Annotated in this window: 18 protein-coding genes, 17 tRNA genes and 2 rRNA genes; 6 read left to right on the top strand and 31 right to left on the bottom strand. The window is 37.9% G+C overall.

Going from position 1 to position 26,203, the window contains the following annotated elements; all coding sequences use genetic code 11:
• Positions 1 to 190: 190 nt before the first annotated feature.
• Complete coding sequence (gene trmL / locus HUW50_RS12280; protein ID WP_157094468.1) at positions 191 to 673, bottom strand: tRNA (uridine(34)/cytosine(34)/5-carboxymethylaminomethyluridine(34)-2'-O)-methyltransferase TrmL; 483 nt, start codon at positions 671 to 673, stop codon at positions 191 to 193.
• A 341-nt stretch (positions 674 to 1,014) separates the two neighbouring features.
• Positions 1,015 to 1,896: an amidase domain-containing protein gene (locus tag HUW50_RS12275; RefSeq protein WP_260445706.1), complete on the bottom strand. Its 882-nt coding sequence runs from the start codon at positions 1,894 to 1,896 to the stop codon at positions 1,015 to 1,017.
• A gap of 184 nt (positions 1,897 to 2,080) precedes the next feature.
• Between HUW50_RS12275 and mscL the strand changes: the two genes are divergently transcribed.
• Complete coding sequence (mscL, locus tag HUW50_RS12270) at positions 2,081 to 2,440, top strand: large-conductance mechanosensitive channel protein MscL (RefSeq protein ID WP_066337267.1); 360 nt, start codon at positions 2,081 to 2,083, stop codon at positions 2,438 to 2,440.
• A 118-nt stretch (positions 2,441 to 2,558) separates the two neighbouring features.
• On the opposite strand, the gene queG is transcribed toward mscL, so the two are convergent.
• Positions 2,559 to 3,698: a tRNA epoxyqueuosine(34) reductase QueG gene (gene queG, locus HUW50_RS12265; RefSeq protein WP_066337269.1), complete on the bottom strand. Its 1,140-nt coding sequence runs from the start codon at positions 3,696 to 3,698 to the stop codon at positions 2,559 to 2,561.
• A gap of 96 nt (positions 3,699 to 3,794) precedes the next feature.
• On the opposite strand from queG, the gene HUW50_RS12260 reads away from it, so the two are divergent.
• On the top strand, positions 3,795 to 4,457 hold the full coding sequence (locus HUW50_RS12260) for a B3/B4 domain-containing protein (protein WP_066337273.1): 663 nt from the start codon (positions 3,795 to 3,797) through the stop codon (positions 4,455 to 4,457).
• Between the two features lie 104 nt (positions 4,458 to 4,561).
• On the opposite strand, the gene HUW50_RS12255 is transcribed toward HUW50_RS12260, so the two are convergent.
• A tRNA-Gly gene (locus HUW50_RS12255) sits at positions 4,562 to 4,635 on the bottom strand.
• 249 nt (positions 4,636 to 4,884) lie between these two features.
• Here HUW50_RS12255 and manA point away from each other — a divergent pair.
• On the top strand, positions 4,885 to 5,832 hold the full coding sequence (manA, locus tag HUW50_RS12250; RefSeq protein ID WP_185653952.1) for a mannose-6-phosphate isomerase, class I: 948 nt from the start codon (positions 4,885 to 4,887) through the stop codon (positions 5,830 to 5,832).
• A 208-nt stretch (positions 5,833 to 6,040) separates the two neighbouring features.
• On the opposite strand, the gene HUW50_RS12245 is transcribed toward manA, so the two are convergent.
• The 6 genes from HUW50_RS12245 to HUW50_RS12220 all read right to left on the bottom strand — a co-directional run bounded on the left by HUW50_RS12245 (position 6,041) and on the right by HUW50_RS12220 (position 14,166).
• Positions 6,041 to 7,621 carry a response regulator transcription factor gene (locus tag HUW50_RS12245; RefSeq protein WP_185653951.1) on the bottom strand — a complete coding sequence of 527 codons (1,581 nt, stop codon included), beginning with the start codon at positions 7,619 to 7,621 and terminating at the stop codon, positions 6,041 to 6,043.
• On the bottom strand, positions 7,599 to 9,422 hold the full coding sequence (locus HUW50_RS12240) for a sensor histidine kinase (RefSeq protein WP_185653950.1): 1,824 nt from the start codon (positions 9,420 to 9,422) through the stop codon (positions 7,599 to 7,601). Before HUW50_RS12240 ends, HUW50_RS12245 begins: the two co-directional genes overlap by 23 nt.
• Positions 9,423 to 9,538: 116 nt before the next feature.
• Entirely contained in the window at positions 9,539 to 10,825 is a 1,287-nt protein-coding gene (locus HUW50_RS12235; RefSeq protein ID WP_066337283.1) for an ABC transporter substrate-binding protein, read from the bottom strand.
• A gap of 100 nt (positions 10,826 to 10,925) precedes the next feature.
• The gene (locus tag HUW50_RS12230; protein ID WP_066337285.1) at positions 10,926 to 11,753 is read right to left on the bottom strand and encodes a carbohydrate ABC transporter permease; all 828 of its coding nucleotides are present in this window, start codon (positions 11,751 to 11,753) and stop codon (positions 10,926 to 10,928) included.
• On the bottom strand, positions 11,753 to 12,649 hold the full coding sequence (locus tag HUW50_RS12225) for a carbohydrate ABC transporter permease (protein WP_066337345.1): 897 nt from the start codon (positions 12,647 to 12,649) through the stop codon (positions 11,753 to 11,755). Before HUW50_RS12225 ends, HUW50_RS12230 begins: the two co-directional genes overlap by 1 nt.
• Before the next feature lie 392 nt (positions 12,650 to 13,041).
• The gene (locus tag HUW50_RS12220; RefSeq protein WP_066337287.1) at positions 13,042 to 14,166 is read right to left on the bottom strand and encodes an ROK family transcriptional regulator; all 1,125 of its coding nucleotides are present in this window, start codon (positions 14,164 to 14,166) and stop codon (positions 13,042 to 13,044) included.
• 215 nt (positions 14,167 to 14,381) lie between these two features.
• On the opposite strand from HUW50_RS12220, the gene HUW50_RS12215 reads away from it, so the two are divergent.
• The 3 genes from HUW50_RS12215 to HUW50_RS12205 are packed head-to-tail and all read left to right on the top strand — an operon-like array spanning position 14,382 to position 18,103.
• Positions 14,382 to 15,158: an SDR family oxidoreductase gene (locus HUW50_RS12215; protein ID WP_066337291.1), complete on the top strand. Its 777-nt coding sequence runs from the start codon at positions 14,382 to 14,384 to the stop codon at positions 15,156 to 15,158.
• A 42-nt stretch (positions 15,159 to 15,200) separates the two neighbouring features.
• Positions 15,201 to 16,724: an FGGY-family carbohydrate kinase gene (locus HUW50_RS12210; protein ID WP_066337293.1), complete on the top strand. Its 1,524-nt coding sequence runs from the start codon at positions 15,201 to 15,203 to the stop codon at positions 16,722 to 16,724.
• Between the two features lie 32 nt (positions 16,725 to 16,756).
• Positions 16,757 to 18,103: a glycoside-pentoside-hexuronide (GPH):cation symporter gene (locus HUW50_RS12205; protein ID WP_185653948.1), complete on the top strand. Its 1,347-nt coding sequence runs from the start codon at positions 16,757 to 16,759 to the stop codon at positions 18,101 to 18,103.
• A gap of 124 nt (positions 18,104 to 18,227) precedes the next feature.
• On the opposite strand, the gene HUW50_RS12200 is transcribed toward HUW50_RS12205, so the two are convergent.
• From HUW50_RS12200 to HUW50_RS12100, 21 genes are all read right to left on the bottom strand, one after another.
• Positions 18,228 to 18,680: an SRPBCC family protein gene (locus HUW50_RS12200; protein WP_185653947.1), complete on the bottom strand. Its 453-nt coding sequence runs from the start codon at positions 18,678 to 18,680 to the stop codon at positions 18,228 to 18,230.
• A gap of 238 nt (positions 18,681 to 18,918) precedes the next feature.
• On the bottom strand, positions 18,919 to 19,242 hold the full coding sequence (locus HUW50_RS12195) for a hypothetical protein (protein ID WP_066337298.1): 324 nt from the start codon (positions 19,240 to 19,242) through the stop codon (positions 18,919 to 18,921).
• 794 nt (positions 19,243 to 20,036) lie between these two features.
• The gene (locus HUW50_RS12190) at positions 20,037 to 21,041 is read right to left on the bottom strand and encodes a DUF3231 family protein (RefSeq protein WP_066337303.1); all 1,005 of its coding nucleotides are present in this window, start codon (positions 21,039 to 21,041) and stop codon (positions 20,037 to 20,039) included.
• Positions 21,042 to 21,251: 210 nt separating this feature from the next.
• Positions 21,252 to 21,333 (bottom strand) — tRNA-Leu (locus HUW50_RS12185).
• Positions 21,334 to 21,353: 20 nt separating this feature from the next.
• A tRNA-Leu gene (locus HUW50_RS12180) sits at positions 21,354 to 21,439 on the bottom strand.
• 16 nt (positions 21,440 to 21,455) lie between these two features.
• A tRNA-Cys gene (locus tag HUW50_RS12175) sits at positions 21,456 to 21,529 on the bottom strand.
• 11 nt (positions 21,530 to 21,540) lie between these two features.
• Positions 21,541 to 21,615: transfer RNA gene (locus tag HUW50_RS12170), tRNA-Gly, on the bottom strand.
• A 63-nt stretch (positions 21,616 to 21,678) separates the two neighbouring features.
• Positions 21,679 to 21,753: transfer RNA gene (locus tag HUW50_RS12165), tRNA-Gln, on the bottom strand.
• A gap of 41 nt (positions 21,754 to 21,794) precedes the next feature.
• Positions 21,795 to 21,870: transfer RNA gene (locus HUW50_RS12160), tRNA-His, on the bottom strand.
• A gap of 15 nt (positions 21,871 to 21,885) precedes the next feature.
• Positions 21,886 to 21,959 (bottom strand) — tRNA-Trp (locus HUW50_RS12155).
• An 8-nt stretch (positions 21,960 to 21,967) separates the two neighbouring features.
• Positions 21,968 to 22,051 (bottom strand) — tRNA-Tyr (locus HUW50_RS12150).
• 15 nt (positions 22,052 to 22,066) lie between these two features.
• Positions 22,067 to 22,139 (bottom strand) — tRNA-Thr (locus tag HUW50_RS12145).
• 32 nt (positions 22,140 to 22,171) lie between these two features.
• Positions 22,172 to 22,244, bottom strand: a tRNA-Phe gene (locus tag HUW50_RS12140).
• Between the two features lie 158 nt (positions 22,245 to 22,402).
• Positions 22,403 to 22,479, bottom strand: a tRNA-Asp gene (locus HUW50_RS12135).
• Positions 22,480 to 22,482: 3 nt separating this feature from the next.
• Positions 22,483 to 22,559 (bottom strand) — tRNA-Met (locus HUW50_RS12130).
• Positions 22,560 to 22,587: 28 nt separating this feature from the next.
• Positions 22,588 to 22,663 (bottom strand) — tRNA-Val (locus tag HUW50_RS12125).
• Between the two features lie 3 nt (positions 22,664 to 22,666).
• Positions 22,667 to 22,741 (bottom strand) — tRNA-Glu (locus HUW50_RS12120).
• 18 nt (positions 22,742 to 22,759) lie between these two features.
• Positions 22,760 to 22,851 (bottom strand) — tRNA-Ser (locus HUW50_RS12115).
• 4 nt (positions 22,852 to 22,855) lie between these two features.
• Positions 22,856 to 22,930, bottom strand: a tRNA-Asn gene (locus tag HUW50_RS12110).
• Positions 22,931 to 22,946: 16 nt separating this feature from the next.
• Positions 22,947 to 23,062: ribosomal RNA gene (gene rrf, locus HUW50_RS12105) — 5S ribosomal RNA — on the bottom strand.
• A gap of 124 nt (positions 23,063 to 23,186) precedes the next feature.
• Positions 23,187 to 26,118 (bottom strand): 23S ribosomal RNA (locus tag HUW50_RS12100).
• Positions 26,119 to 26,203: the final 85 nt, after the last annotated feature.

Below are 26,203 nucleotides of genomic sequence, written 5' to 3'. Positions count from 1 at the left end.
CATATACTCTTCATTCTTCTGAACTAGAAGTATTGAACGATTCTTAGGAGGTACATCAATGAACTTTTTATTAGTTATTGGCGTTAGCTTAGCGTTTTTAACAGCTATTTTCACTGCAGGATATGATAGCAAGCCAGGCGTAAAAAAATAAAAAATAGCCCCAAGTACCTAGTGTACAAGGGGCTATTTTTTATTTTAATCCAGGATATTCTTGTTGTCTTAATGCTTCATAAATTAATATTGCTGCTGTATTGGATAGATTCAATGAGCGGACATGCTCTGTCATTGGCAGACGTAAGCATCTATCCATATTTGCCTCAATTAAATCCTTAGGTAGTCCTGTTGTCTCTCTTCCAAACACGAAGAAATAATCCTTTTCTACATTACTATAATCAAATGTTGTATGTGGCTGTTGGCCAAATTTCGTTAAGTAGAAAAATTCTCCATCTGCGTAAGTTTCAAATAATTCGTCCAATGAATCATGATAAACGACATTTACATATTCCCAATAATCTAATCCTGCTCGTTTTAACATTTTATCATCCGTAGAGAAACCTAATGGACGGATCAAATGAAGAGTTGTGTTTGTTGCTGCACAAGAACGCGCAATATTTCCTGTATTTGCAGGAATTTCTGGTTGATATAATACTACGTGTAAAGCCAAATTTTTCACCTCAACTATTTTTTAGAAAAGCGCAAGCGCCTTGTTTAGCGACGTATGAACTGGAGCACTCCGTATGAGATAAAGCGAGACTTCCATCAGTGGGTTATCTGATGGATAGTGAGACTTATCGGACCTTTACGGGCAGTTATAATTTTACTGCCCGTTAAGGTGCGGTAAAGGAAACACGAAGAGCGATAGCGATTCGATGTTGACTTATCGTAAGGAGGAGGGTGAAGTTCACTAGTCGCTAGGCGCTGGAGCTAGACACCGACATTAAGTACAAAACATAAAAATTCTGATAGTATTAGAAAAGCGCAAGCGCCCGTTTTTACTACAATATTATACCATTGTTATTTCGAACTCGTATCATCAATGATTCGAAAAAATGTGTACTTTATATTTGGTGTATATGCAGTAGAATCTTCATATGACCAATAACGCATGCGACTATTATAAGTTTGCGCATTCACAAGCGGCATATTCTCCTGATCCTTTGCTACAACAAATGTTGTGTGATCGTAACGACCATCTCCTTGAAAATCATAACATATAACATCACCTGGCATTAATTGTTCAGCAGAATCGACCACTTCTGCCCTTAACCCAGCCTTTGAATGGATGAAAAAATTTCTCATTGCATTTGCTACAGACCAACTATAACTCCATTTGTTACTTTGCATCCACCATCCCGAAGAAGGATTTGGATACCCTCGCATTGAAGCACCACCTGCATGGAGACATTGAGAAATAAAGTTCGTACAATTCACTTCAAAATTTTTATAGATTGAATTGGTACTATTCCACCATCTCTCTGCATATTGAACTGCTGCAAGCCGATCATAAATAAAAGAATCCTTGCTTCGTGGTTCATCAATTTGAATGTTACATTCAACCTCATTAACATGATTATCAATAATTCGGTCTTCAACTAATTCATCTCGATAAAAACGAGCCATACGCTGCTCGATTCGTTCCTCTAAATAAAAAGAATCTTGTTGTTTATTTAACCATTTGAAGTGACATATATACAATGCGTCCTTTAGATCCTGGGATTGTTCTTCCACCTTGGCAATTCTTACGTGAGCACTTCCTTTTACAACTTCTGTTTTCCTATTTTCACTTGAAAGAAGCTTTCGTTCAATCGCCTGAAATTCATGATCATTTCGATCAGTATTTCGTATCTTTTTATTAATCAGCATCTGAAGCTTCAGTTCATTTAATTCTGAAAGCATTTGTTTCAACGTCCTCACCACCATCCTATATTTACTACAAGGTATGTAAATGATGAATAGAAATGTCCGATAAAATATTTTTAGACATTATTAATTTAGGAAAGGATATAGAACATTGGTCTGGTTGTCCTCACCCTTTTTTACAACTATACTAAGGATTACTAAATACTAGAGGTGAACTTAGATGTTTCAAGAATTTAAAAAATTTGCTTTAAAAGGAAATGTATTAGATTTAGCTGTTGCAGTTGTCATTGGAGCTGCTTTCGGTAAAATTGTTACTTCCCTTGTAAATGATATTATTACGCCAATTATTGGACTGCTTATGGGAGGGATCAATTTTAGCCATCTATCTTACTCAGTAGTTAAATATGGAGCGTTTATTCAATCAGTTATTGACTTTTTCATCATTGCCTTTTCAATCTTTTTGGTCGTTCGTTTCTTTAATCGATTTAAAAAGAAGGAAGAAGCTGCAGTTCCACCAGTAGATACTAAAGAAGAGCTCCTAAAAGAAATTAGAGATTTATTAAAGGAATCGAAATCATAAACATTTATAAAGGCTCAGGTACACTATTTCTGTAGACCTGAGCCTTTATATTTTAAAGCTAATTATTGTAAACAACTCCTGCAATAAAGATTGATCTCTTCCTTTAATTTAATTGGGCTCATTTTTTCTCAATAAAAGCTAATCCCTTGCTAATCTCTTCCTTCACTTCTTCATCCTTCTCAGTCATGTAAGCCTTATGCAGTTCTTTTGCAACATCTATATTATTAGCGATTTTCCCAATTGCCCATGCAGCAGTCCCACGAATTACGGGTCTTGAATCATTGTGCATCAAGTCGATTAAGTCTGGAAGTGCAGTTGTATCCTTAAAATGTGCTAGGGCTAAGATCGCATTCCGTTGCAATGGCTTTTTCCCTCTCCACGATCCAGAAATATGACCATATTTCTCTTTAAAATCCCGATTACTAATTTTGAGCAGTGGTTTTAATTTTGGCTTGGCGATTTCTGGATCTGGCTCCATTTCTTCGTGTAAATGAAAGTCCTTCCCCTTATTAACCGGACAAACCGTTTGACATGTATCACAACCATAAATACGGTTTCCTATTTTTGAGCGATATTCGTCAGGTAAAAACCCTTTTGTTTGGGTTAAAAATGCAATACATTTTGACGAATCAAGCTGCCCCCCCTGAACAAGTGCACCAGTTGGGCAAACATCTAAGCATTTTGTACAGCTTCCACATTGATCCTCCATCGGCTTGTCAGGAGGGAAAGGAAAATTCGTTATCATTTCTCCTAAATAAACATAAGAACCAAATTCAGGAGTTATTATGGAGCAGTTTTTGCCACTCCAGCCAATTCCTGCACGTTCTGCAACAGCTCTATCTGAAAGTTCACCTGTATCTACCATCGATTTAATTTGAATATTAGGTACCTTTTCTCTTAAAAAGTTCTCTAATTTACTAAGTCTATCACGTAATACAGTATGATAATCCTGTCCCCATGAAGCACGACAAAAAATTCCCCGTCTATCCTCTCTTGTACTTTTAGGAGCATTTTTCAACTTAGAAGGGTAGGCTAGAGCGATTGATATAATTGAACTTGCCTTCGGTAAAAGCTTTACAGGTGTGACCCGTTTCTCGATGTCTGACTCCTCAAATCCAGATTGATAACCTAACTCCTGCTGTGTCATGAGCCGTTGTTTTAGTTCTTCAAACATAGTTGCACTAGTAAATCCAATTTTATCTATACCAATCTCTTTACTATATTCAATGACTTCTTTTTTTAACTGCTCAGTATTCATAGCTTTCCCTCCCTTCTTGTTTTATCAAGCAGATCTAACGTTTCAACCCTCTCACTATGGTAAAATAACAGCACTACCATTGTGGAGGTTAAAATATTGGAAATTCTAATTAGTGATGAATTAAAGCAATTAATACCAGAATTTAAAATCGGAGTCGTTCAATATCAAGATATACAGGTTTCCGACTCTCCTCAAATGCTTATGGGTCGATTACGATTGTTTCAAGAATCCTTATACTTTGATTATGCAGATCAAAAAGTCTCTGATATCCCAGCAATAAATGAATGGAGAAAATTATTTAAAACAATTGGTACAGATCCAAACCGTTACCGCCCATCTAATGAGGCATTATATCGTCGTGTACAAAAACAACAATATTTACATACAGTAAACTCAGCAGTTGATATGAATAACTTTTTATCTCTTCAATATAAAATTCCTTTAGGTATTTATGATGTTAGTAATCTCGATGGTGATGTTGTAATTAAAATAGGTACCGAACAGGACTCGTATATTGCGATTAATGAGCGTGAGGTGTCTTTAACAAAGAAGCTAGTATCCGCTGATCAACACGGAGCTTTCGGAAGTCCTTATGTTGATTCAAAACGATCAGTTGTTACATCAGACACAACTCAAGCACTTCATCTTATCTATTTTCAGCCTTCACTTCAAAAGGATGAGGCATTAACTTTATTACAAGCATTATCAAATATGTTCACACAAATACATGGTGGTACAGCTGAGGTTAACGTCATTTAAGTGGGTGCTTAAAAGCATCCTACTTATCATTTTACTGCACTAAAAAACGCAATGCATCGTTTATCTAAGAAACGAAACACTGCGTTGCACACGATTATTATGTATGGAGCGGGTGAAGGGAATCGAACCCTCATCATCAGCTTGGAAGGCTGAGGTTTTACCACTAAACTACACCCGCAAGAACATGTTTTAAATTATAACAAGTTTCTCAACAATAATCAACATTATTCTAATATAAATTTGTCGAACGTTGTCGATGAAAGTCGGAAAAGTTACTTACCTAGTATATAACCTGTACAACCATTAATCAAGATGTTTTTTTAAATTCTTTTACAATCTACTAAGGTAAAGAACTAAAAAGATTATGCATTTTGATAGTTTTATCATAAAATAGACTAGGTAAAATGAATAAGGAGGAATAAACGTCTTGAGAAATGAACCACTTTTTTTTAAGCCAATTTTTAAAGATAGAATATGGGGTGGAACACAACTTACATCCTTTCATTATAATATCCCCTCTGAAACTACAGGTGAATGCTGGGCTTTTTCTGCACATCCTAATGGACAAAGTGTTGTAAAGAACGGTCAATATGAAGGTGTAACCTTAGGAGAACTTTGGGAGAAACACCGCGATCTATTTGGAAATATTGCTGGTGATCGCTTCCCGCTATTAACGAAAATCCTTGATGCTAACCAAGATCTGTCCGTTCAAGTTCATCCTAATGACGAATATGCTAGAATCCACGAAAATGGCGAACTAGGGAAAACAGAATGCTGGTATATTATTGATTGTGAAGAAGGCGCTGAAATTATTTATGGTCATCACGCACAAACAAAAGAAGAATTAATTAGTATGATTGAAAAAGGTGAATGGGATCAACTTTTACGAAGAGTAAAAATCAAGCCTGGCGACTTCTTCTTCGTCCCAAGTGGCACAATTCACGCAATAGGAGCTGGAACGATTATTCTAGAAACACAGCAAAACTCTGATACAACGTATCGTGTTTTTGATTTTAACCGTAAAGACGCTGAAGGAAATCTTCGTGAGCTACATATCGAAAAAAGCATTGAAGTAACCGAAACACCATCTTCACATACGGAAGTTTCACCAGAAACAAAACAAATTGATGGTGTGGAAATAACAACATATGTAGAATGTCCTTATTTTACTGTTCAAAAATGGAGCCTTTCAGATACTGCCACTCTAACACAAGAGAAACCATTCACTTTAGTTAGTGTTATTGATGGTGAGGGGGAATTAGTTCACAAAGGTAAAACATATAGCTTTAGAAAAGGTGATCATTTCTTGTTACCAAATGAGTTTGGTGAATTTAGCCTTAAAGGTAAAGCTGATTTAATTGCATCATATTTATAAGAAGAATAAAAACAATGGAGCAACTCTAAAGCTAGAGTTGCACCATTTCATTTCAAAAACACTATTTTATTAAGGCTCTTTTCTAAGAGATTGTTGCTTTAAAAACAACAACTGTTTGAGGTTGACTGTAGCGGAAATCAACCACACCGCACTACTTGGTAAATAGTAACAAATATTAGCGAGACAGCTTATATTAAATTAACACTGCCTACTTAGACATCATTGATACTCGGTATTCATTCGGTGTAAGGCCTACTGCCTTTTTAAACACTTTACTAAAATACTTTTCATTTTGATAGCCAACTTTAAATGAAATTTCATATATTTTCAAATGAGGGTTTTCTAAAAGCTCCTTCGCTTTTTCAATCCGAATATTCGTTAAGTAATTTGTAATTGTTTCGTTGTATTCCGCTTTAAATTTTCTAGAAATATACTCTCGACTTAAATAAAAGCGATCAGCAATTTCCTGTAGTGGAATATCTCTTTCATAGTTATTTCTTAAAAATGATTCAATTTCTTGTATACTATTCTTTTCCTTTTGGTATTTTACTTTATATAAAGAATGAATTAATTCATGAAATTCTTTTCTCTTCTCTTCTTTAAATTTCTCATATGAAAAAGAGCCATCATCTTTCCAATAATCCTTGCCATTATATTGGGATATCTGCTCGTTAATATTATATTCCTTTAGCCAATTCTTCCTTAAAAGTTCAAACTGATTTTCCCATACTTGTATTTGTTCAAATGATAGAATATGGGTTGATTGAAGTGAATGAAAGATCCGATTTAGCACATCATCCATTTGCTCAATACTCCCACTTTGCAATGCCCACATAATCTCCTGAGTATAATCTAAAATATGAAGCAAGGGACTTGAAGAGATGTCTTGATAAGAAACAATCTTCTTTTTATTCGCTTCTACGATATTATACTTAAGCATTGTTTGCAGTGCAGATTGATAGGTTTCATGTAACTGCTGTGAAGGTTTACCGACAGCCATTGTCAGTTTTATATAACAGTATTTAGAAATAGATATTTGAACTTTTTCAAGTAAATCGAATTGATTTTTATGAGTCCACAAGAGTATTACAATCTCATCTTCCTTGTTGACATTTCTAAAACAAAAGCCATTACGATTTGACCAGACTATTTCATTACATATGTTTAGCGTCGAAAAAAACGCTAAATCTTTATCTCCCTCGAAATACCTTGAAATAATCGAGTTAATCGATAGTAATGTAATTGTGCATTGGACCTCTGTAATATTTATTCCAAATTCTTTTTGAATCTTCTCTTTCGCATCAGAAGGAATTGTTGGTTTGTTCATAATACCTGTGAATAAATGATCCCAATATAACGGTTTAATTTCATTCATCACTCGTGTATTTTCTAGGGTAGACTCCCTCATTAAAGCTTGCTTCTTCCATTCCTTTGTAGCCCTTTCTAATGTCTCATTTAAAACATCTGGTTCAATCGGTTTTAAAATATAGTCAAAGCTTCCATAAGTAATCGCGTTTCTCATATAGTGAAAATCATCATACCCGCTTACCACAATAGTTTTGCTATTTATTTCCTTGTCATGCAGCCATTTTAACAGCTGAATCCCATCTAATTTAGGCATATTCATATCAGTAAAAATGATTTCAGGTCGCTGCTCTAGGATCAGTGTTTTCGCTTCTTCTCCATCTTTCGCCTCAAATATTTCATGAATACCAAAGCGGTCCCATTCTCCTAATAACAATAAACCATCTCTTACATGTTTCTCATCATCTATAATAATTGCCTTCAACCATCCCACCCCCTGTTTCTATCGGCAGCCTTAGTATAACAAGAAGTCCTCCATCCTGATGATTTTGAATGTGAAAATTTGCTCTTCCATCAAAATACAACTTTAAACGAAAATAAACGTTTCTTAATCCTATATTCGTTCCATCGGTATCAATTTTTTGTTTCTCTTTGTCAAATGACTGATAAATTTCATTAAGTCGATTTTCACTTATTCCTTTTCCATTATCATGAATAGTGATGACAAGCTGATTACTTTCTTTCCTTCCCATTATCATTAACTGGCCGATCGATTCATCACTACTATTAAAACCATGTTTAAAATAGTTTTCAATGATTGGCTGAAGGATCATTTTTGGAACTTCTATTGTTAATACTTCCTTATCAAACTGTAATGAATACTCAAATTGGTCTCCAAATCTTTCTTTCTGTAGTAATAAAAATGCCTTAGTAAAATCTATTTCCTTTGTTAAAGGTACCAAATCTTCATCGATATTCATTCCGTATCTCATTATTTTAGATAGATGTGTTACAAGTGTATACACTTGCGGTACATTGTTCTTCAAGGCCAAAGTACCAATAGATTGGAGAGAATTATATAAGAAATGCGGGTTGAGCTGTGACTGTAGAACCTTTAATTGATTTGTCTTATTCTCAAGCTCAAGTTTATATTCCCGATTAATGAGATGATTAATCTTTCCAATCATTTGAATGAAACGCTCCCCTAAAATACCTATTTCATCATTTCCTAATGAATCGAAATAAACATTCATATTACCTTCTTCAACCTTTTTAATATTTTGCAGTAGCACACGAATTGGTGATGTGATTTTAAAGGAAACAAGAAACGTTGCCATAATCACAAGGCATAAACCAATAACACCAAACATGATGTTAATTTTAGCTACACTTAATGCACTTTCAAATACAGATGTATAAGGAATACGTTTCACTAGTATCCATCCACCTGCTGATTCAGAAAGTTTATCATACATCATCAATCCACGAAATGAATCCTTTTCCCATTCCATTGTTCCGCTGGTTTCTGTAGACTTTAATACACTAGTTACCCATTCTTCAGTTTCAGATACTTCACTATTTGAACGAAAAATAAGTTCTCCTTCTGGACTTAGTATATAAAATTCTTCTTTGTCTTTTACATATAATTTTTCACTTATATCAATAATTTGATCAGGTGCAATATCTAATGAAATATAGCCCAGCAATTTATTTGAAGGAATGTCAATTAACGCTCGATGTAATCGAATTACTTCTTTTTTCTCCCTTTTATCTTTAACAGCACTATCCTTTTGAAGGACGTGCATAGGTTCAATATAAATAAAATTGGAATTATTCATTGCTTTCTCATAGCTTTCTTTATAAAGATTCTTTACTACTGGTGAGAACACTACACCCGACGTTTTTGAAACAGAGACATTTTGATTGTCTTCCTCAACAGCAATATTGACTCGATTGATATTTTTTTCTGCATAAAGAATCGTTAAAATGACATTTTTAACACTTTCTTTAGCTAAATAATCATCATCATCTTGACTTGGATTTCGTAAATAATTCATAAAGTCAATATTATTATAAAACGATAATGTTAAGTTCTTTAATTCTCCAACATACCCTTCTAAGTTTAATTTTCCTTGGTATAATAGATTCACATTTTCCTGTACGAACTCGTCCTTCAATGACTCTTTCGTATATAAATAAGTAATAACAATCGAGGTTCCAAATGGAACGATTGTTATGAGTAATAAAAGAACAATAAGCTTATTTCGGATACTCGTTTTAAACATAAGGAACCTCCCATCTGTTTGTATTCTCTTAACACTACTACATGACCTTTTTTTAACATTATTCATAGTATAGTAAAAAGCATGCCTAATATAGACATGCTTTCGTTCTTTTAATTTTACTTCATATTATCCCAGGTTGCTTGGAATTTTTCTAAAGCTGTATCATAATCAATTTTCCCTGCTGCATATTCTTGGATTGTAGCTGCAAGCTCTTTGTTTGCTCCATCAGGCCATCTGAACCAAGTCCAAGGAATAGTTTTTTCTGCTTTTGAATATTCCAAGATTGATTGACCTAAATCACCTAAACCCTTTGCTTCAATATTATCAAATGCTGGAATAAAGGCAAATTCTTCGGTAATATAGCGTTTACCAGTTTCAGAAGAAACCATCCAATTTAAGAATGTTTTCGCTTCTTCTAAATGCTCAGAATCTTTGTTAAGCACCCAGTTATTAGGTACACCTACAGGTAAAACGTCCATGCTAGCATCATCATTAAGTGGAATTGGTAAGAAGCCCATATTCATATCTGGATTAATTTCAGTAATCATATTCTCAGTCCAGTTACCTTGTTGTAACATTGCAGTTTCTCCAGAAGCAAACAATGTAACTTGAGTATTATAATCTGTTGTTAATGGGTTACCATTTGCATACTTAACTTCAGTATCAATAACTTCTTTAAATTGTTCAAATTGCTCATTTCCTACAAATGATGTTGATCCATCATATAAACCTTCAATAAATGCATCCGGATCTTTTTGTTGAGCGAAAGGAATATTTAATAAATGCTGTCCAATTACCCACCATTCACCATATCCTGCTGAGAAAGCTTTAATTCCAGCATCTTCAAGCTTTTTAGCAGCTGCTTTTAATTCAGTAAGAGTTTTTGGTGTCTCAGTAATACCTGCTTTTTCGAATAAATCCTTGTTATACACAAATCCATACCCTTCTAGATTAACAGGCATTCCATAAAGCTTACCATCTTCATCTGTAGTCGGAACTTTACCAATTGGTAGTACATGCTCTGCCCATGGCTCATTTGAAAGATCAGCTAAATGCTCCTTCCAAAGCTCAAGCTCTTTAAATCCACCGTTGTTAAAGATATCTGGCTCTTCTCCAGATGCAAACTTAGCCTTTAAAGCAGCACCATAATCTGCTCCACCGCCAACACTTTCAAGCTTAACCTTAATATTTGGGTGTTCCTTTTCAAATTCTTCGATCATTGCTTGAAGCTGATCAGCAATTTCAACTTTAAATTGGAACATATTTAATGTTACAACTTCACCATCACCTGAACCAGAATCTGATTCTCCACCAGTATTTTCAGTCTTATTATTTGAAGCACATCCAGCCATAATTCCTAAAACTAATAGCATTGAGAGACATAATAATAATAGCTTTTTCATTAACAATTGACCTCCTTAGTTTCTATGTTTCTTTTTCTATTTATATAAATTATTGTAACTAGTTATCTAGCTATAATAATTTTATATCAAATTCGTTTTCCTACTTAATAGATCCTGCAGCAATTCCTTTAATAATATGCTTTTGCAGAAATAGGAAGAATACAATAACTGGTGCTATCCCTAACACTAATGCTGCTAAACCCATATCCCACTGTTTTGTATACTGTGCGAAGAATGAACTAGTCGCTAATGGAATTGTTCTTAACTCTGCATCCTGTAATACGAGAAGTGGTAATAAGTAATCATTCCATATCCATAAAGTATTTAGAATGATGACGGTTACAGTAATCGGTTTTAATAATGGGAATACAATTCTCCAGAAGACACCAAACTGACTACATCCATCTACCCTAGCAGACTCTTCAATTTCCTGTGGGATTGTTTTTACGAAACCATGGTATAAGAATAGAGATAATGAAACCCCAAATCCAAAATACATGATAACAATACCAGGAATACTATTCATAATTCCAAGCATTCCACCAAGCTTCATAAGTGGAATCATAACTGTTTGGAATGGAATAACCATCGCAGAAACAAAGAAGATAAACAAAAACTTGCTTAGCTTGCCAGGTGTTCGAACCATCTTCCAGGCTGCCATCGAACTAATCACAACAATACCAGCAATACTTAAAACGGTTATAATTAAAGAATTAAGAAATGCATCTTGGAAACTAATAACTTCCCAAACCTTTGCATAGTTACTAAATAAAACTTCCTTCGGTAATGCAGCTGCATCAATTAAGATTTCAGAAAAACCTTTTACAGAGTTAATAAACACAAAGTAAAACGGTACAAGAAAGATTAAACCAAGCATAATTGCAAAGATCTCTAGGAGAAATGTGCGCTTTGAATAGTTCTTTTTCATTATGCTTCAACCTCCCTTTTCTTCGTAAACATAACTTGGAATGTTGTAAACAATGCTACAACAATAAAGAATAAAATTGATTTTGCTGTACCTAATCCATATCGATTGTTCATGAATGCCTCTTGATAAATGTTAATAGCTACTGACTCTGTTGAATTAAATGGACCCCCACCTGTTAATGAAAGGTTCAAGTCAAAGATTTTAAACGCCATTGATATTGTTAAAAAGAAACAAATCGTAAATGCTGGTAAGATTAAAGGAATCATAATTTTAGTTAATACATCCCAGTTTGTTGCTCCATCCATTTTTGCGGCTTCTAGCAATGAAGTGTCAACACCTTGAAGTGCAGCAATATAGATAACCATCATATAGCCACTAATCTGCCAAGCAAATACAATGACAATCCCCCAAAATGCAGTTGTCTCATCACCTAACCATGGTAGTTTAAAGAATCCTATATCTGTCATATTACCAATTGATGCAAATCCCTTTACAAAGATAAATTGCCAGATAAAACCTAGTAAGAGTCCTCCGATTACATTAGGTATAAAAAACACAGTTCGTAAAATATTCTTCGTTTTTAACGCTGCGTTTAAGATTAATGCTAATCCAAACCCAATCACATTACTGATTAAAACTGCGGCTAGCATAAACTTAGTCGTAAACAAAAATGAATTGAAAAACTTAGCATCATCTGTAAAGACAGTTATATAGTTTTCTAAACCAACCCACTCAACCGCCGAACTTACTCCATTCCAGGAAGTGAACGAATAATATACGCCCATAAAAAATGGAATAATTTGAACCAGTATAAAAAATAAAAGTGCAGGCCCTACGAAAGCTCCATAAGATAAGATCTTATTTAGCTTTACCTTTCTTTTTGCTTGTTTTTCCACATCTACATATCTTTCCTTTGTATCTAACTCTTTCACATTTAACTTTGCACTCACCTGATCTACACCACCTAACTGCTTATTTGCAAGCGCTTTCTTAGTTCTAATTATATAGCCCTAAGTAATTAGTTTCGATCAACTGAATTGACTAAAAAGGTGCACAATTTTGACCTTTGACTTTCCTTTAAACAAACAAGTATAAAAAAGACCTCACATTTTTGTGAGATCCAAGGTTTTGTTTGTCGAATTTTGATGAATTATGGCTAATCGTTGATTAATTTCTATAATCGAAGATAAATAATAAGAATAGAAGATATATTTGAATAATCGCAGATAAAATCATCAGAATCGAAGATAAATTATTCAGGAAGAAAAATTAGCAGGATCCCCGATGATTAAATCGTATTCAAAAATGATTGAATAAATGGAATGGCTGCACCTATAGGTACCCCATTCTCAGGTGAACGGCTAATCGATATAAATGGCTCATTTCCTGGAAATGCAGTTCTTTCATAAACCTTTTCATGTAGAGTTTCAATATCATTATTCTTCAAATAAGGAGAAATATGTCCACCCAGAATAAATTCTCTATTAATGACAAGATGTATATTGTTAATCGAAAATGCTAAATTACCTAAGAAACAATTCCATCTCTCCACATATGAAAGGGTACCATAGCGTAGCTGCTGAAAGAAAAAGTCCAGTGTTTCCCCTTCTTCTAAAAGCGCACTAACAGAGCAATATGTTTCCATGCACCCTTTCTTTCCGCAGTAACAAGAAGAACCATTAGGATTAATCGTCATATGTTCTACTGTACCACTATGTCCTTCCTTACCCATATAAATTTGGTCATTTAAGATAATTGCCCCCCCAAGATGCGTACCAATCGACAGATAAACAGCATCTCCAATATTATTACCTACCCACAATTCTGTTGTTGCCGCACACTTTGCATCATGAACAAACATACAAGGATAATTAAGATATTGTGAAAAAACATGAATATCCAATCCTGTACAGTTTAAAATTTTTCCATATGTAATCTTTTGCCCATCAATTGATGTTAATGCTTGAACTGCAAAACCGATACCTAGAATCTGTTCTTCTGCCACATTAAGAGAAGTGATGAACGTTTGTACAGCATGGCTTAACTCCTTGTAATAGCTGTCTACATTTGAATAACAAAGTGACAACTCCTCTTTCTTAAAGGCAATACCAAGTAAATCAACTGCTAAAATTCGTACTGTCTTTTTCAGAATTTCCACACCGATACTAATACGTGCCTGAGGACAAATTGCGTATGCAGTTGCGCGCCTACCAACTGAAGATTCAAACTGTCCACTCTTCTCAATCAACATTTCCTTTTCCAACCGAACTAGGTTTTGGGTTACAGTTGGTAAACTCAAGTGAAGTTGGTTCGCGATTTCCTGTTTAGAAAGCTTCTCATTTTGATAAATGAGATGGTAAATCAGTGAGTAATTATTCTTTTTTATATCTTTAAATGTGATGCTATGATCCATGAAAATACCTCTTTATATAAAGTAATTTTATAAAAATATTTCATTTAATTCTTTTTAAAATATATCACAGAAGATAATGCAATAACAACTTTGGCAAGATGTATTTTGCCAATTCTTAATTTTGTTTTGTTGACTATCGCAGAAAATAGTTTTAATATATAAATTAATTTTATAAAACCATTTTACAAAATGAATTTACTAAAGGAGAGATAAATATGGGTATTTTAGAAAAAATGAGACTAGACGGAAAGAAAATTTTTGTTACTGGTGGCGCAAGAGGAATTGGTAAAAGTGTCGCAACCGCCTTTGCTGAAGCAGGAGCAGATTTAGCGATTGTCGACTTAGATATCGAGGAAGCAAAAAAAACAGCAACAGAGCTTGAAGAAAACAATGGAATTAAAGCGATTGCAATCAAAGCAGATGTTACAAAACCAGAAGATGTTGATGCCATGATTCAGGAAATACTGAATGTGTTTGGACGTTTAGATGTAGCCTTCTGTAACGCCGGAATCTGCATGAATATTCCTGCAGAAGAAATGACGTACGACCAGTGGAAAAAAGTCATTGATATTAATCTTACTGGTGTATTTTTAACGGCACAAGCAGCTGGAAAAGTTATGTTAAAACAAGGTGGCGGTTCTATTATTAATACTGCTTCCATGTCAGGACATATTGTGAATGTGCCACAACCACAGTGCTCTTACAACGCCTCGAAAGCAGGAGTGATCCAGTTAACAAAATCACTTGCAGTCGAATGGGCAAAAAGAAATGTGCGCGTAAATTGTATCAGTCCAGGATATATTGGAACAGAACTTACATTAAATTCTCCAAGTCTACAGCCATTGATCCAACAATGGAATGAAATGGCACCGCTCGGGCGAATGGGTAAACCTGAAGAACTTCAATCCATTTGTGTTTATCTTGCAGGAGACACTAGCAGCTTTACTACAGGTTCTGACTTTGTAATTGACGGAGCTTTTACTAGCATCTAATAGATTGAAAGAATCTGATTTTTTGTGAAAAGGAGACTATCTATGAACTACCTACTCGGAACAGATATTGGAACATCTGGTACCAAAACCATTTTAATGGACACAGATGGCAATCTGATTGCTCAGGATTTACAGGAATATGATGTATTGACTCCAAAGCCTTTATGGGCGGAGCAATGGCCAGATGTATGGCTACATGCTGCGAAAACTTCGATAAAAAATACAGTTATGAATGCAGGAATTCCAGCGGAGAAAATTCGAGGGATCGCCATTAGTGGTCTGTATGGAGGTTCTGGAATTCCATTAGACGAAAAAATGGAACCTGTTAGGCCTTGTATGATTTGGATGGACCGCAGAGCAGAAGCAGAAACAAAGTGGGTCTTAGACCATATTGGAGAAGAAAAACTTTTAGAAATTACCCATAATGGGGCAGATCCTTATTATGGCTATACAAAAATATTATGGCTAAAAAATCATGAGCCTGAGAATTGGAAGAAGACAAAGCTCTTTCTCCCACCAAATGACTATGTCATTTATAAACTGACCGGAGAAATTGCCATTGATTATTCTTCTGCAGGAAATATCGGCGGCATATTTGATATGAATAATAGAACCTGGTCGAAAGAATTGATGGATGCGATGGGAATTCCTCTGTCAATGATGCCAGAAAAAATCGTAGAATCAACTGATATTGTTGGCAGACTTACAAAAGAAGTCGCAGTTGAGCTGGGTCTTTCTGAAGGAATGCCAGTAATAGCAAGTGGTATTGACTGTGGTGCAGCCAATATCGGCCTCGGTGTTTTTGAATCTGGTATTTATGCAGCAGCAATTGGTACGTCTATGTGTGCAGCATTAATTTCTGATAAACCTGTAAAAGGAAAAGATCTGATTGTTTGGCCATATTTATATGATGCCAAAAGACTGTCCTATTATTTTTCTGGTGGAGCTACAGCAGGGGCAATTGTGAAATGGTTCCGTCAAACGATGTGTCAATTTGAAATCGAAGCGGAAAAAGCTGGAGGAAAAAATGCCTATGATGTATTAAATGAACAGGCAACTAATATTCCAGCTGGAAGCGAAGGTCTGATAGTACTTCCTTACTTTATGGGAGAAAGAAGTCCTATTTGGGATTCAGATGCAAAAGGAACAATTGTTGGACTTTCATTGGCGCATACAAAAGCTCATATTTACCGTGCATTTCTAGAAGCTGTTGCGTTTTCCTTAAGAGATGCGATGGTTGCGACTGGGGAAAATCTAGGTGAATATATTTTGCTTGCCGGTGGTGTGACAAAGTCAAAATTGTGGAGACAAATTTTTGCGGATGTAACTGGCTATCCAGTAGTGTGTCCTGTTCATGATGTAGAAGCGAATATGGGAGATGTCATCCTTGCTGGAATTGGGACAGGTCTTCTATCTTATGAAGATGTGAAGAAATGGCAGGTTTTAGATGAAAAGATTATGCCAAATAAGCTGAACCATGAAAAATATAATGAATATTACACTGTTTACAAATCTATCTATCACAATTTAAAGCAAGACATGAAAACGTTAACAAGACTCAAATAAATATCAAATGCTTAATGAAGGGTTGTGATGCAATGAATATATGGAAAAAAAGAATCGGATATGGGGTTGGCGATTTAGGCTGCAACCTAGTATTTAGTACAATGGCGTCTTATTTAATGTTTTTTTATACAGATGTCTTTGGAATAACAGCAGCAGCTGCAGGTACGTTAATGCTAGTCACAAAAATTATTGATGCGTTAACAGATACCGGTATGGGAATATTGGTTGATCGTACTAACACTAGATGGGGGCAAGGAAGACCCTATTTTTTAATAGGAGCTATTCCTTTCGCTATATTTACTGTCATGACATTTATTGTTCCTAATTTCGATATGACAGGAAAACTTATTTGGGCTTATGTCACTTATTGCTTGTTATGTACCGCTTATACTGTGGTTAATATACCATTGAATACGATTGTACCGAGGTTAACCTCAGATAACCATGAACGAAACTGGTTAGTATCGACTCGAATGATATGTGCATTAATAGGCACAGCCTTAGTGATGTCCATTACAATGCCACTTGTCAATTTATTCGGTCAAGGAGATATACAAAAAGGCTTTTTAATTACCATGAGTCTTTATGGCATTATAGCGATGTTATTATTTGTCTATACATTCATGAACACGAAAGAGGTTGTCCCACCGTCGGTCAAACATGAGAAATCCTCTTTTAAACAAGATTTAAAAGGGTTGACGGATCAGAGTTACATTTTCTTTATCATTAATTTTCTTTATTTTGCTCTTTTTGTCATCCGAAATACAACCGTGATCTATTATTTTACGTATAATCTTGGACGTACCGACTGGCTAGTATTTGTGGGGCTATTCGGAATTCTATCGGGACTTCCGATGTTACTTATTTTACCTTGGCTTCAAAAGAAAATGGCAAAGAAGCATGTCATGCTATTAAGTTCTGCTATTTTTATTGCAGGAGATTTACTGATCTTTTTTGGAAAATCATCAGCTCCTTTGCTAGTAGCGGGACTCGCGATAACAGGACTTGGTATTTACGGTATCTTTGGCACAACCTTTGCCATTCAACCGGATATCATTGACTATTCAGAGTACAAAAAGAATAGAAGTATTGCTGGTATGATTGCTGCTTTTCAAGGATTTTTTGTAAAAGGAAGCATGGGACTTGCGAGTGCTTTTATAGGAGTTGTTCTTAGTATGGGTGGTTATATTCCAAACGCTAATCAAACTGCAACCGCTTTAACCTATATTGAAATCATCTTTATATGGGTGCCTCTAGCCATTTGTTTACTCATTGGACTTACAATGATGTTCTATAAGCTTGATGAAAAACGTGCAGTGATGGATGTAGAGCTTGAACGACGTCGTACAGTGTCAAACCAGGATGTTGCTAACTTTTAATAAAGTCGGAACATTAGACGGTCTTCCCTTTTATGAACGGAAGCTTCATTTAGAGTCCCTACCTATTGGGGTAGGGCTCTATTCACTACTAACTCCTATTCAATTTTTCCGTATACAATTATATTCATTTCTCCAAATAGCTTTTTAACGCATCCAAATCTTTTGCACAGGCACTTTTAAAGGTTCCTGCCATCATTTTCCCAAACCATTTTGCCAAGCCTGTAAGACCATTAATCTCACCATATAAAGTAATTGTTGTATGATCAGCCGATGGAGCGAGAATGTATGTAAACACAAATTCCCCTTTGCCCGTTGTTCCTTTCGTTCCATCACAACGTAGTACAATTTTCTCCTGAGCTTCAAGTCCAACAACTTCAAAATGTTCTGTGGCCTCTTTTCCAAACATTTTCCTTGTCTCTTTCCATTCGCTTCCAATATGCAAAGGTCCATCATCCAATCGCTCTATTTTGACTAAACCTTGCATCCAGTGCTTAGCAGCCTCAAGATCAAGCAGTCCTTTATATGCTTTTTCCTGGGATACATGAAAAGTTCTTTTCACTTCAAAACGGATACTCAAGCTTATATCCTCCTAAAAAAGTAGTATTTACAGCAATCATTTAAATTTGTTATTTAATCCTCATTTTAATTGTTCTCTTCTCACTTTAAACTATTTCCTGAAATTAATTTGTTCTTAATTATATTTAACATAACATACATCAAGTCCTGCTGCATTGCTATAACAGAGGCTATATGTAGTTAACAAGAATTATCGTCAGTATAAATAAGGCCCCGACTTAAACGTCGAGGCTTTTCTTTTATTTGGACATTTCGATTATGTCCGAATTTTTATCCTTACGTGCTGCATCAATAAGAATAAATACCGCAGATAACATGTGCATAAACATACCGACAATAGGAATCCATCCGATAGCTGAAGTTACAATTCCGAGAATATTACCATATGCTTTAACTCCGACCTTTTTGGAAAGTACTAATACTGCTATATGAAAAATAAGCATAACCCATAATGGCGTCCAACCTAAGCCTATTACAATACTTCCACCTATAATAGGTATACCTAGAATCGCTTCGATTCCACCAGATATCCATTTTAACGTTTTTACTGTTTGTTTGTTCAATGTATAACCATCACCTTTCTAGTTCGCGGACTTTCCGACTTCTTCGTATTAAGTAACATATTCTTAATAATTACTTATTACTAATACGTATTAAAGCCAAATAAGTTTCAAATATTCTTTGCACTTAACCCCCCGGAGTATTATTGTATCTTCAAATAAACTTTCCCGCACGGCATCGGCTATCAATACCGACTTCGTACCTTCAAATGTCCGCGTATTAAACTCGATTAGCTCAACGGCAATATCAATTTCTTGAGCATTTAACCGAGGAATTCGATTTTGAGTCGTGAGCGTCTGCCAATTCCGCCACACCGATAATCATAAAGTGTAAGTAGTGACAAGTTAAATAAAGGCCTACAACCATTGGCATATTTACAATCATGGTTAATAGGCTCTTTTATTTATGCTGTTACGTGTGTAATGAGCGGAAAAAGGCGAATAAATATAGCATTTTTTATGAAGTGTTAATATCATGATTTTTTGAATAACTATTCCAATCGATATTCCTCGAATCAAAAATAACATTGGCTAACCAAACAGGAACCAATAAGAATAAAACATCAACCACTGATAATCTGCATCTTTTATGGCACCACAAATTTCACCATGAAAACTTAGAAGTATTACCTGGTTAAAATTGGCTTGTACATTAATCAGAAATTTTAGTATCAATAAAACTGTGCCTTTAAAATACTTACCCTTTAAATACTCCAAATCCAGGAAGTGCGATGCTCCACATAAGTCTTTCAAATGGACTCTTATTCACTTATACATACCATGTAACAATGTATTTATTATTTTTCTTTTGCAATTTCTTTTCTATTAGGAGCAAGTGGTGGTTGTTCTAACCATTTATTTTTCACCATAATATTAAACCATTCTTTTGTTACAATTAGATTTTTAAGTATGACACCTTCATAAACCGTTGCAAGGTCTGTTCTCATGGCTGATGCTAAACCTGCCCCGTGATACAATTGTGCAGCTTGAAACAAGAAGCCCATATGATACAACATTAACTTATCAGAAAAAGGAGAGTCCGTTGAAGTTGTCACTTCTGTTTCCCACGACTTAGGAGCTGGTAAATTATCCTTGTGCATTATTTTTGTAAGGGATTGTATTTGACCATCAGCTGTTTTCTCAGACCTCTCTAAAAACTTTCTTACTTCTTTTGATTGAGAGACCTGACTAAATCCAATAGAAAGAGTTTTAGCCATAATACTCTTTTTAAGGTTGAAAGAAATACTGATGATTTCTGTTGCAGCTAAACGTCTCCCTTTTCCGAAAAATCCATCTGTGAAATCTTGGCTAGAAATAAATTCAGGGTTCCTCGAAGGATAAAATAAAGGGTCTCTTTGAAAATTCCCTTTCTCAAGCAACAATTCAATAGTTTGATGATACATTTTTTTTGCATCGTTATCGAATGAATCGTAATAATCTCGTAAGTCTTTTCTAACAGAAACACCTAATGAAGTGATATGACCGAGCAAACCATGTAAAGTCATGATATGTAAATAATTTAAGCAAAATATATCAGTAAACAGTCTTTCTGCACCTTTGTTGAGGTCAGATTCAGTAAATCCAATTGGAACTGGAAACCCTTCGTTTTCCATAATAATCACGATTTGTTTCTTTTGTTTTTCGAAGGTCTTGATAGCATCCTCAAAAATATTTTTTATTGACTCATCCTCAATTATAGAGAACATATATCTATTTACTACATCTGTCATTGTTCCGTTTACATATTCTCCCCACAATGTTCCTATTTCGGAAGATGTGAGTTTTAATTTATCTTTTTCCATATTATCACCTCTTAGATTATTATCCTCTAATAAAGCAATAGTTATGTGATTCTTATTTTTTAGTAAATGCTGCTTAAGTTATAAATTCGTATTTACGGGTTTGAATATATATCTACATTTATCATAGCCTTAAACGCAAAAAAGCGACGTTATTTCTGCGAATAATTACGCTGAAATAACGTCGCTATAACGTTCGAGAATTCCATTTGATACCAGTGGTCGGGGTCGAACCGACACTCCTCACGGAACACGATTTTGAGTCGTGCGCGTCTGCCAATTCCGCCACACTGGCAAAAAAAATAAAATCAAAAGTGCCGAGGACCGGAATCGAACCGGTACGGTAGTCACCTACCGCAGGATTTTAAGTCCTGTGCGTCTGCCAGTTCCGCCACCCCGGCAAGGGTGTAGTTTAAATGGAGGCGGCAACCGGATTTGAACCGGTGATAAAGGTTTTGCAGACCTCTGCCTTACCACTTGGCTATGCCGCCATTCATAAAACTGGAGCGGAAGACGGGATTCGAACCCGCGACCCCCACCTTGGCAAGGTGGTGTTCTACCACTGAACTACTTCCGCAATCTAACTTATTTAACCGTATACTCTAGCCTATGCAAGAGAAACGAAAATGTGTATAAGAAATGGCTGGGCTAGCTGGATTCGAACCAACGCATGTCGCAGTCAAAGTGCGATGCCTTACCGCTTGGCTATAGCCCATCGATGAATTTTCATGAGAGTTATTTTTAATATAAAATAAATGGGGCGACTGATGGGAATCGAACCCACGAATGCCTGAACCACAATCAGGTGCGTTAACCACTTCGCCACAATCGCCACTATATTTTAAATTGGCAGGGGCAGTAGGAATCGAACCCACACCAAAGGTTTTGGAGACCTCTATTCTACCGTTAAACTATGCCCCTATTTTAAATGGTGGAGGGGGGCAGATTCGAACTGCCGAACCCTAAGGAGCGGATTTACAGTCCGCCGCGTTTAGCCACTTCGCTACCCCTCCATATGTGTGAAACAGTGCCGGCAAGAGGACTTGAACCCCCAACCTACTGATTACAAGTCAGTTGCTCTACCAGTTGAGCTACACCGGCGTACTTAAATTTCAAAATCTTTTCTTTAAAGGTGGCTCGGGACGGAATCGAACCGCCGACACATGGATTTTCAGTCCATTGCTCTACCAACTGAGCTACCGAGCCATATTGAGTTTACGGCTTCCGCTAAACTTCGAACCTCTGCGTCAGCTCTTTCACTCACATCCTCACGTATTGACATACGCTCCGGTGATCGTTCAATCGCTTCCTTGATCTTCTCGTTTATCGAAACCCTTTTACTTGAGAAAAGTAACTTAAGAAAATGGCGGTCCGGACGGGACTCGAACCCGCGACCTCCTGCGTGACAGGCAGGCATTCTAACCAACTGAACTACCGGACCATTTGGTTGCGGGGACAGGATTTGAACCTGCGACCTTCGGGTTATGAGCCCGACGAGCTACCAGACTGCTCCACCCCGCGATAATAATAGTTGTTCTAGGTTTTAAAATGGTGGAGGATGACGGGATCGAACCGCCGACCCTCTGCTTGTAAGGCAGATGCTCTCCCAGCTGAGCTAATCCTCCATATGGTGACCCGTACGGGATTCGAACCCGTGTTACCGCCGTGAAAGGGCGGTGTCTTAACCGCTTGACCAACGGGCCATTATTTATTATAAGTAGTGGCGGAGAGCAAGGGATTTGAACCCTTGAGACAGCTTACACCGCCTACACGATTTCCAATCGTGCTCCTTCGGCCACTCGGACAGCTCTCCAAAATGGCTCCGCAGGTAGGACTCGAACCTACGACCGATCGGTTAACAGCCGATAGCTCTACCACTGAGCTACTGCGGAATAATATAATATAACAGCCTGGCGACGTCCTACTCTCACAGGGGGAAACCCCCAACTACCATCGGCGCTGAAGAGCTTAACTTCCGTGTTCGGCATGGGAACGGGTGTGACCTCTTCGCCATCATCACCAGACATTTGTGACAAAGACTATTATACTATTTTAGAAGAATATTTCAAGTGTTTTTTTAAACTTTTTATATTCCTTCAAAACTAGATAACGATTCACAATTCAATTCAATTCATTTAACGCTTTTATTAGGTTAAGTCCTCGATCGATTAGTATCTGTCAGCTCCACACGTCACCGCGCTTCCACCTCAGACCTATCAACCTGATCATCTTTCAGGGATCTTACTAGCTTACGCTATGGGAAATCTCATCTTGAGGGGGGCTTCATGCTTAGATGCTTTCAGCACTTATCCCTTCCGCACATAGCTACCCAGCTATGCCTTTGGCAAGACAACTGGTACACCAGCGGTGCGTCCATCCCGGTCCTCTCGTACTAAGGACAGCTCCTCTCAAATTTCCTACGCCCACGACGGATAGGGACCGAACTGTCTCACGACGTTCTGAACCCAGCTCGCGTACCGCTTTAATGGGCGAACAGCCCAACCCTTGGGACCGACTACAGCCCCAGGATGCGATGAGCCGACATCGAGGTGCCAAACCTCCCCGTCGATGTGGACTCTTGGGGGAGATAAGCCTGTTATCCCCGGGGTAGCTTTTATCCGTTGAGCGATGGCCCTTCCATGCGGAACCACCGGATCACTAAGCCCGACTTTCGTCCCTGCTCGACTTGTAGGTCTCGCAGTCAAGCTCCCTTGTGCCTTTACACTCTACGAATGATTTCCAACCATTCTGAGGGAACCTTTGGGCGCCTCCGTTACATTTTAGGAGGCGACCGCCCCAGTCAAACTGCCCACCTGACACTGTCTCCCAGCCCGATAAGGGCTGTGGGTTAGAATTTCAATACAGCCAGGGTAGTATCCCACCGACGCCTCCACCGAAGCTAGCGCTCCGGCTTCTCAGGCTCCTACCTATCCTGTACAAGCTGTACCAAAATTCAATATCAGGCTACAGTAAAGCTCCACGGGGTCTTTCCGTCCTGTCGCGGGTAACCTGCATCTTCACAGGTACTATAATTTCACCGAGTCTCTCGTTGAGACAGTGCCCAGATCGTTACGCCTTTCGTGCGGGTCGGAACTTACCCGACAAGGAATTTCGCTACCTTAGGACCGTTATAGTTACGGCCGCCGTTTACTGGGGCTTCGGTTCAAAGCTTCGCTTACGCTAACCTCTCCCCTTAACCTTCCAGCACCGGGCAGGCGTCAGCCCCTATACTTCGCCTTGCGGCTTCGCAGAGACCTGTGTTTTTGCTAAACAGTCGCCTGGGCCTATTCACTGCGGCTTTTCCGGGCTATTCACCCTAAAAAGCACCCCTTCTCCCGAAGTTACGGGGTCATTTTGCCGAGTTCCTTAACGAGAGTTCTCTCGCTCACCTTAGGATTCTCTCCTCGCCTACCTGTGTCGGTTTGCGGTACGGGCACCTCTCACCTCGCTAGAGGCTTTTCTTGGCAGTGTGGAATCAGGAACTTCGGTACTATAGTTCCCTCGCCATCACAGCTCAGCCTTATACGACAACGGGATTTGCCTCGTTGTCAGCCTAACTGCTTGGACGCGCATATCCAACAGCGCGCTTACCCTATCCTTCTGCGTCCCCCCATTGCTCAAATGGTGAGGAGGTGGTACAGGAATTTCAACCTGTTGTCCATCGCCTACGCCTTTCGGCCTCGGCTTAGGTCCCGACTTACCCTGAGCGGACGAGCCTTCCTCAGGAAACCTTAGGCATTCGGTGGAGGGGATTCTCACCCCTCTTTCGCTACTCATACCGGCATTCTCACTTCTAAGCGCTCCACTAGTCCTTACGGTCTAGCTTCACAGCCCTTAGAACGCTCTCCTACCACTGTTCTAAAAGAACAGTCCACAGCTTCGGTGATACGTTTAGCCCCGGTACATTTTCGGCGCAGAGTCACTCGACCAGTGAGCTATTACGCACTCTTTAAATGGTGGCTGCTTCTAAGCCAACATCCTGGTTGTCTAAGCAACTCCACATCCTTTTCCACTTAACGTATACTTTGGGACCTTAGCTGGTGGTCTGGGCTGTTTCCCTCTTGACTACGGATCTTATCACTCGCAGTCTGACTCCTGAATATAAGTCTTTGGCATTCGGAGTTTGACTGAATTCGGTAACCCGTTGGGGGCCCCTAGTCCAATCAGTGCTCTACCTCCAAGACTCTAAATTCAAGGCTAGCCCTAAAGCTATTTCGGAGAGAACCAGCTATCTCCAGGTTCGATTGGAATTTCTCCGCTACCCACACCTCATCCCCGCACTTTTCAACGTGCGTGGGTTCGGGCCTCCATTCAGTGTTACCTGAACTTCACCCTGGACATGGGTAGATCACCTGGTTTCGGGTCTACGACCACGTACTCTTTCGCCCTACTTAAGACTCGCTTTCGCTGCGGCTCCGTCTCATCAACTTAACCTTGCACGGGATCGTAACTCGCCGGTTCATTCTACAAAAGGCACGCCATTACCCATTAACGGGCTTTGACTACTTGTAGGCACACGGTTTCAGGATCTATTTCACTCCCCTTCCGGGGTGCTTTTCACCTTTCCCTCACGGTACTGGTTCACTATCGGTCACTAGGGAGTATTTAGCCTTGGGAGATGGTCCTCCCTGCTTCCGACGGGATTTCTCGTGTCCCGCCGTACTCAGGATCCACTCTGGAGGGAACGAAGTTTCAACTACAGGGTTGTTACCTTCTTTGACGGGCCTTTCCAGACCTCTTCATTTACTTCGTTCCTTTGTAACTCCGTATAGAGTGTCCTACAACCCCAAGAGGCAAGCCTCTTGGTTTGGGCTAATTCCGTTTCGCTCGCCGCTACTCAGGAAATCGCGTTTGCTTTCTCTTCCTCCGGGTACTTAGATGTTTCAGTTCCCCGGGTCTGCCTTTATTACCCTATGTATTCAGGTAAAAATACTACTCCATTACGAGCAGTGGGTTTCCCCATTCGGAAATCTCCGGATCAAAGCTTACTTACAGCTCCCCGAAGCATATCGGTGTTAGTACCGTCCTTCATCGGCTCCTAGTGCCAAGGCATCCACCGTGCGCCCTTAACAACTTAACCTTCTTCGACGAATGATAAGCTTCGAATTTCTTCGTTGACTTCGTGTTCTGCGGTGCTCATGTACACAAAACGTACATTCCGCTCC

The organism is Metabacillus sp. KUDC1714 (genome assembly GCF_014217835.1).
GTDB lineage: Bacteria > Bacillota > Bacilli > Bacillales > Bacillaceae > Metabacillus > Metabacillus rhizosphaerae.
Note: the sequence above shows the minus strand (reverse complement) of the source record. Positions and strands in the feature narration are given on the sequence as shown.

What these genes read in the sequence shown, in the direction of transcription:
- HUW50_RS12275 (WP_260445706.1), bottom strand. Translation starts at nt 1,896, where the DNA reads ATGCTTTCAGAATTAAATGAACTGAAGCTTCAGATGCTGATTAATAAA.
- mscL (WP_066337267.1), top strand. Translation starts at nt 2,081, where the DNA reads ATGTTTCAAGAATTTAAAAAATTTGCTTTAAAAGGAAATGTATTAGAT.
- queG (WP_066337269.1), bottom strand. Translation starts at nt 3,698, where the DNA reads ATGAATACTGAGCAGTTAAAAAAAGAAGTCATTGAATATAGTAAAGAG.
- HUW50_RS12240 (WP_185653950.1), bottom strand. Translation starts at nt 9,422, where the DNA reads ATGTTTAAAACGAGTATCCGAAATAAGCTTATTGTTCTTTTATTACTC.
- HUW50_RS12235 (WP_066337283.1), bottom strand. Translation starts at nt 10,825, where the DNA reads ATGAAAAAGCTATTATTATTATGTCTCTCAATGCTATTAGTTTTAGGA.
- HUW50_RS12230 (WP_066337285.1), bottom strand. Translation starts at nt 11,753, where the DNA reads ATGAAAAAGAACTATTCAAAGCGCACATTTCTCCTAGAGATCTTTGCA.
- HUW50_RS12220 (WP_066337287.1), bottom strand. Translation starts at nt 14,166, where the DNA reads ATGGATCATAGCATCACATTTAAAGATATAAAAAAGAATAATTACTCA.
- HUW50_RS12215 (WP_066337291.1), top strand. Translation starts at nt 14,382, where the DNA reads ATGGGTATTTTAGAAAAAATGAGACTAGACGGAAAGAAAATTTTTGTT.
- HUW50_RS12210 (WP_066337293.1), top strand. Translation starts at nt 15,201, where the DNA reads ATGAACTACCTACTCGGAACAGATATTGGAACATCTGGTACCAAAACC.
- HUW50_RS12205 (WP_185653948.1), top strand. Translation starts at nt 16,757, where the DNA reads ATGAATATATGGAAAAAAAGAATCGGATATGGGGTTGGCGATTTAGGC.
- HUW50_RS12190 (WP_066337303.1), bottom strand. Translation starts at nt 21,041, where the DNA reads ATGGAAAAAGATAAATTAAAACTCACATCTTCCGAAATAGGAACATTG.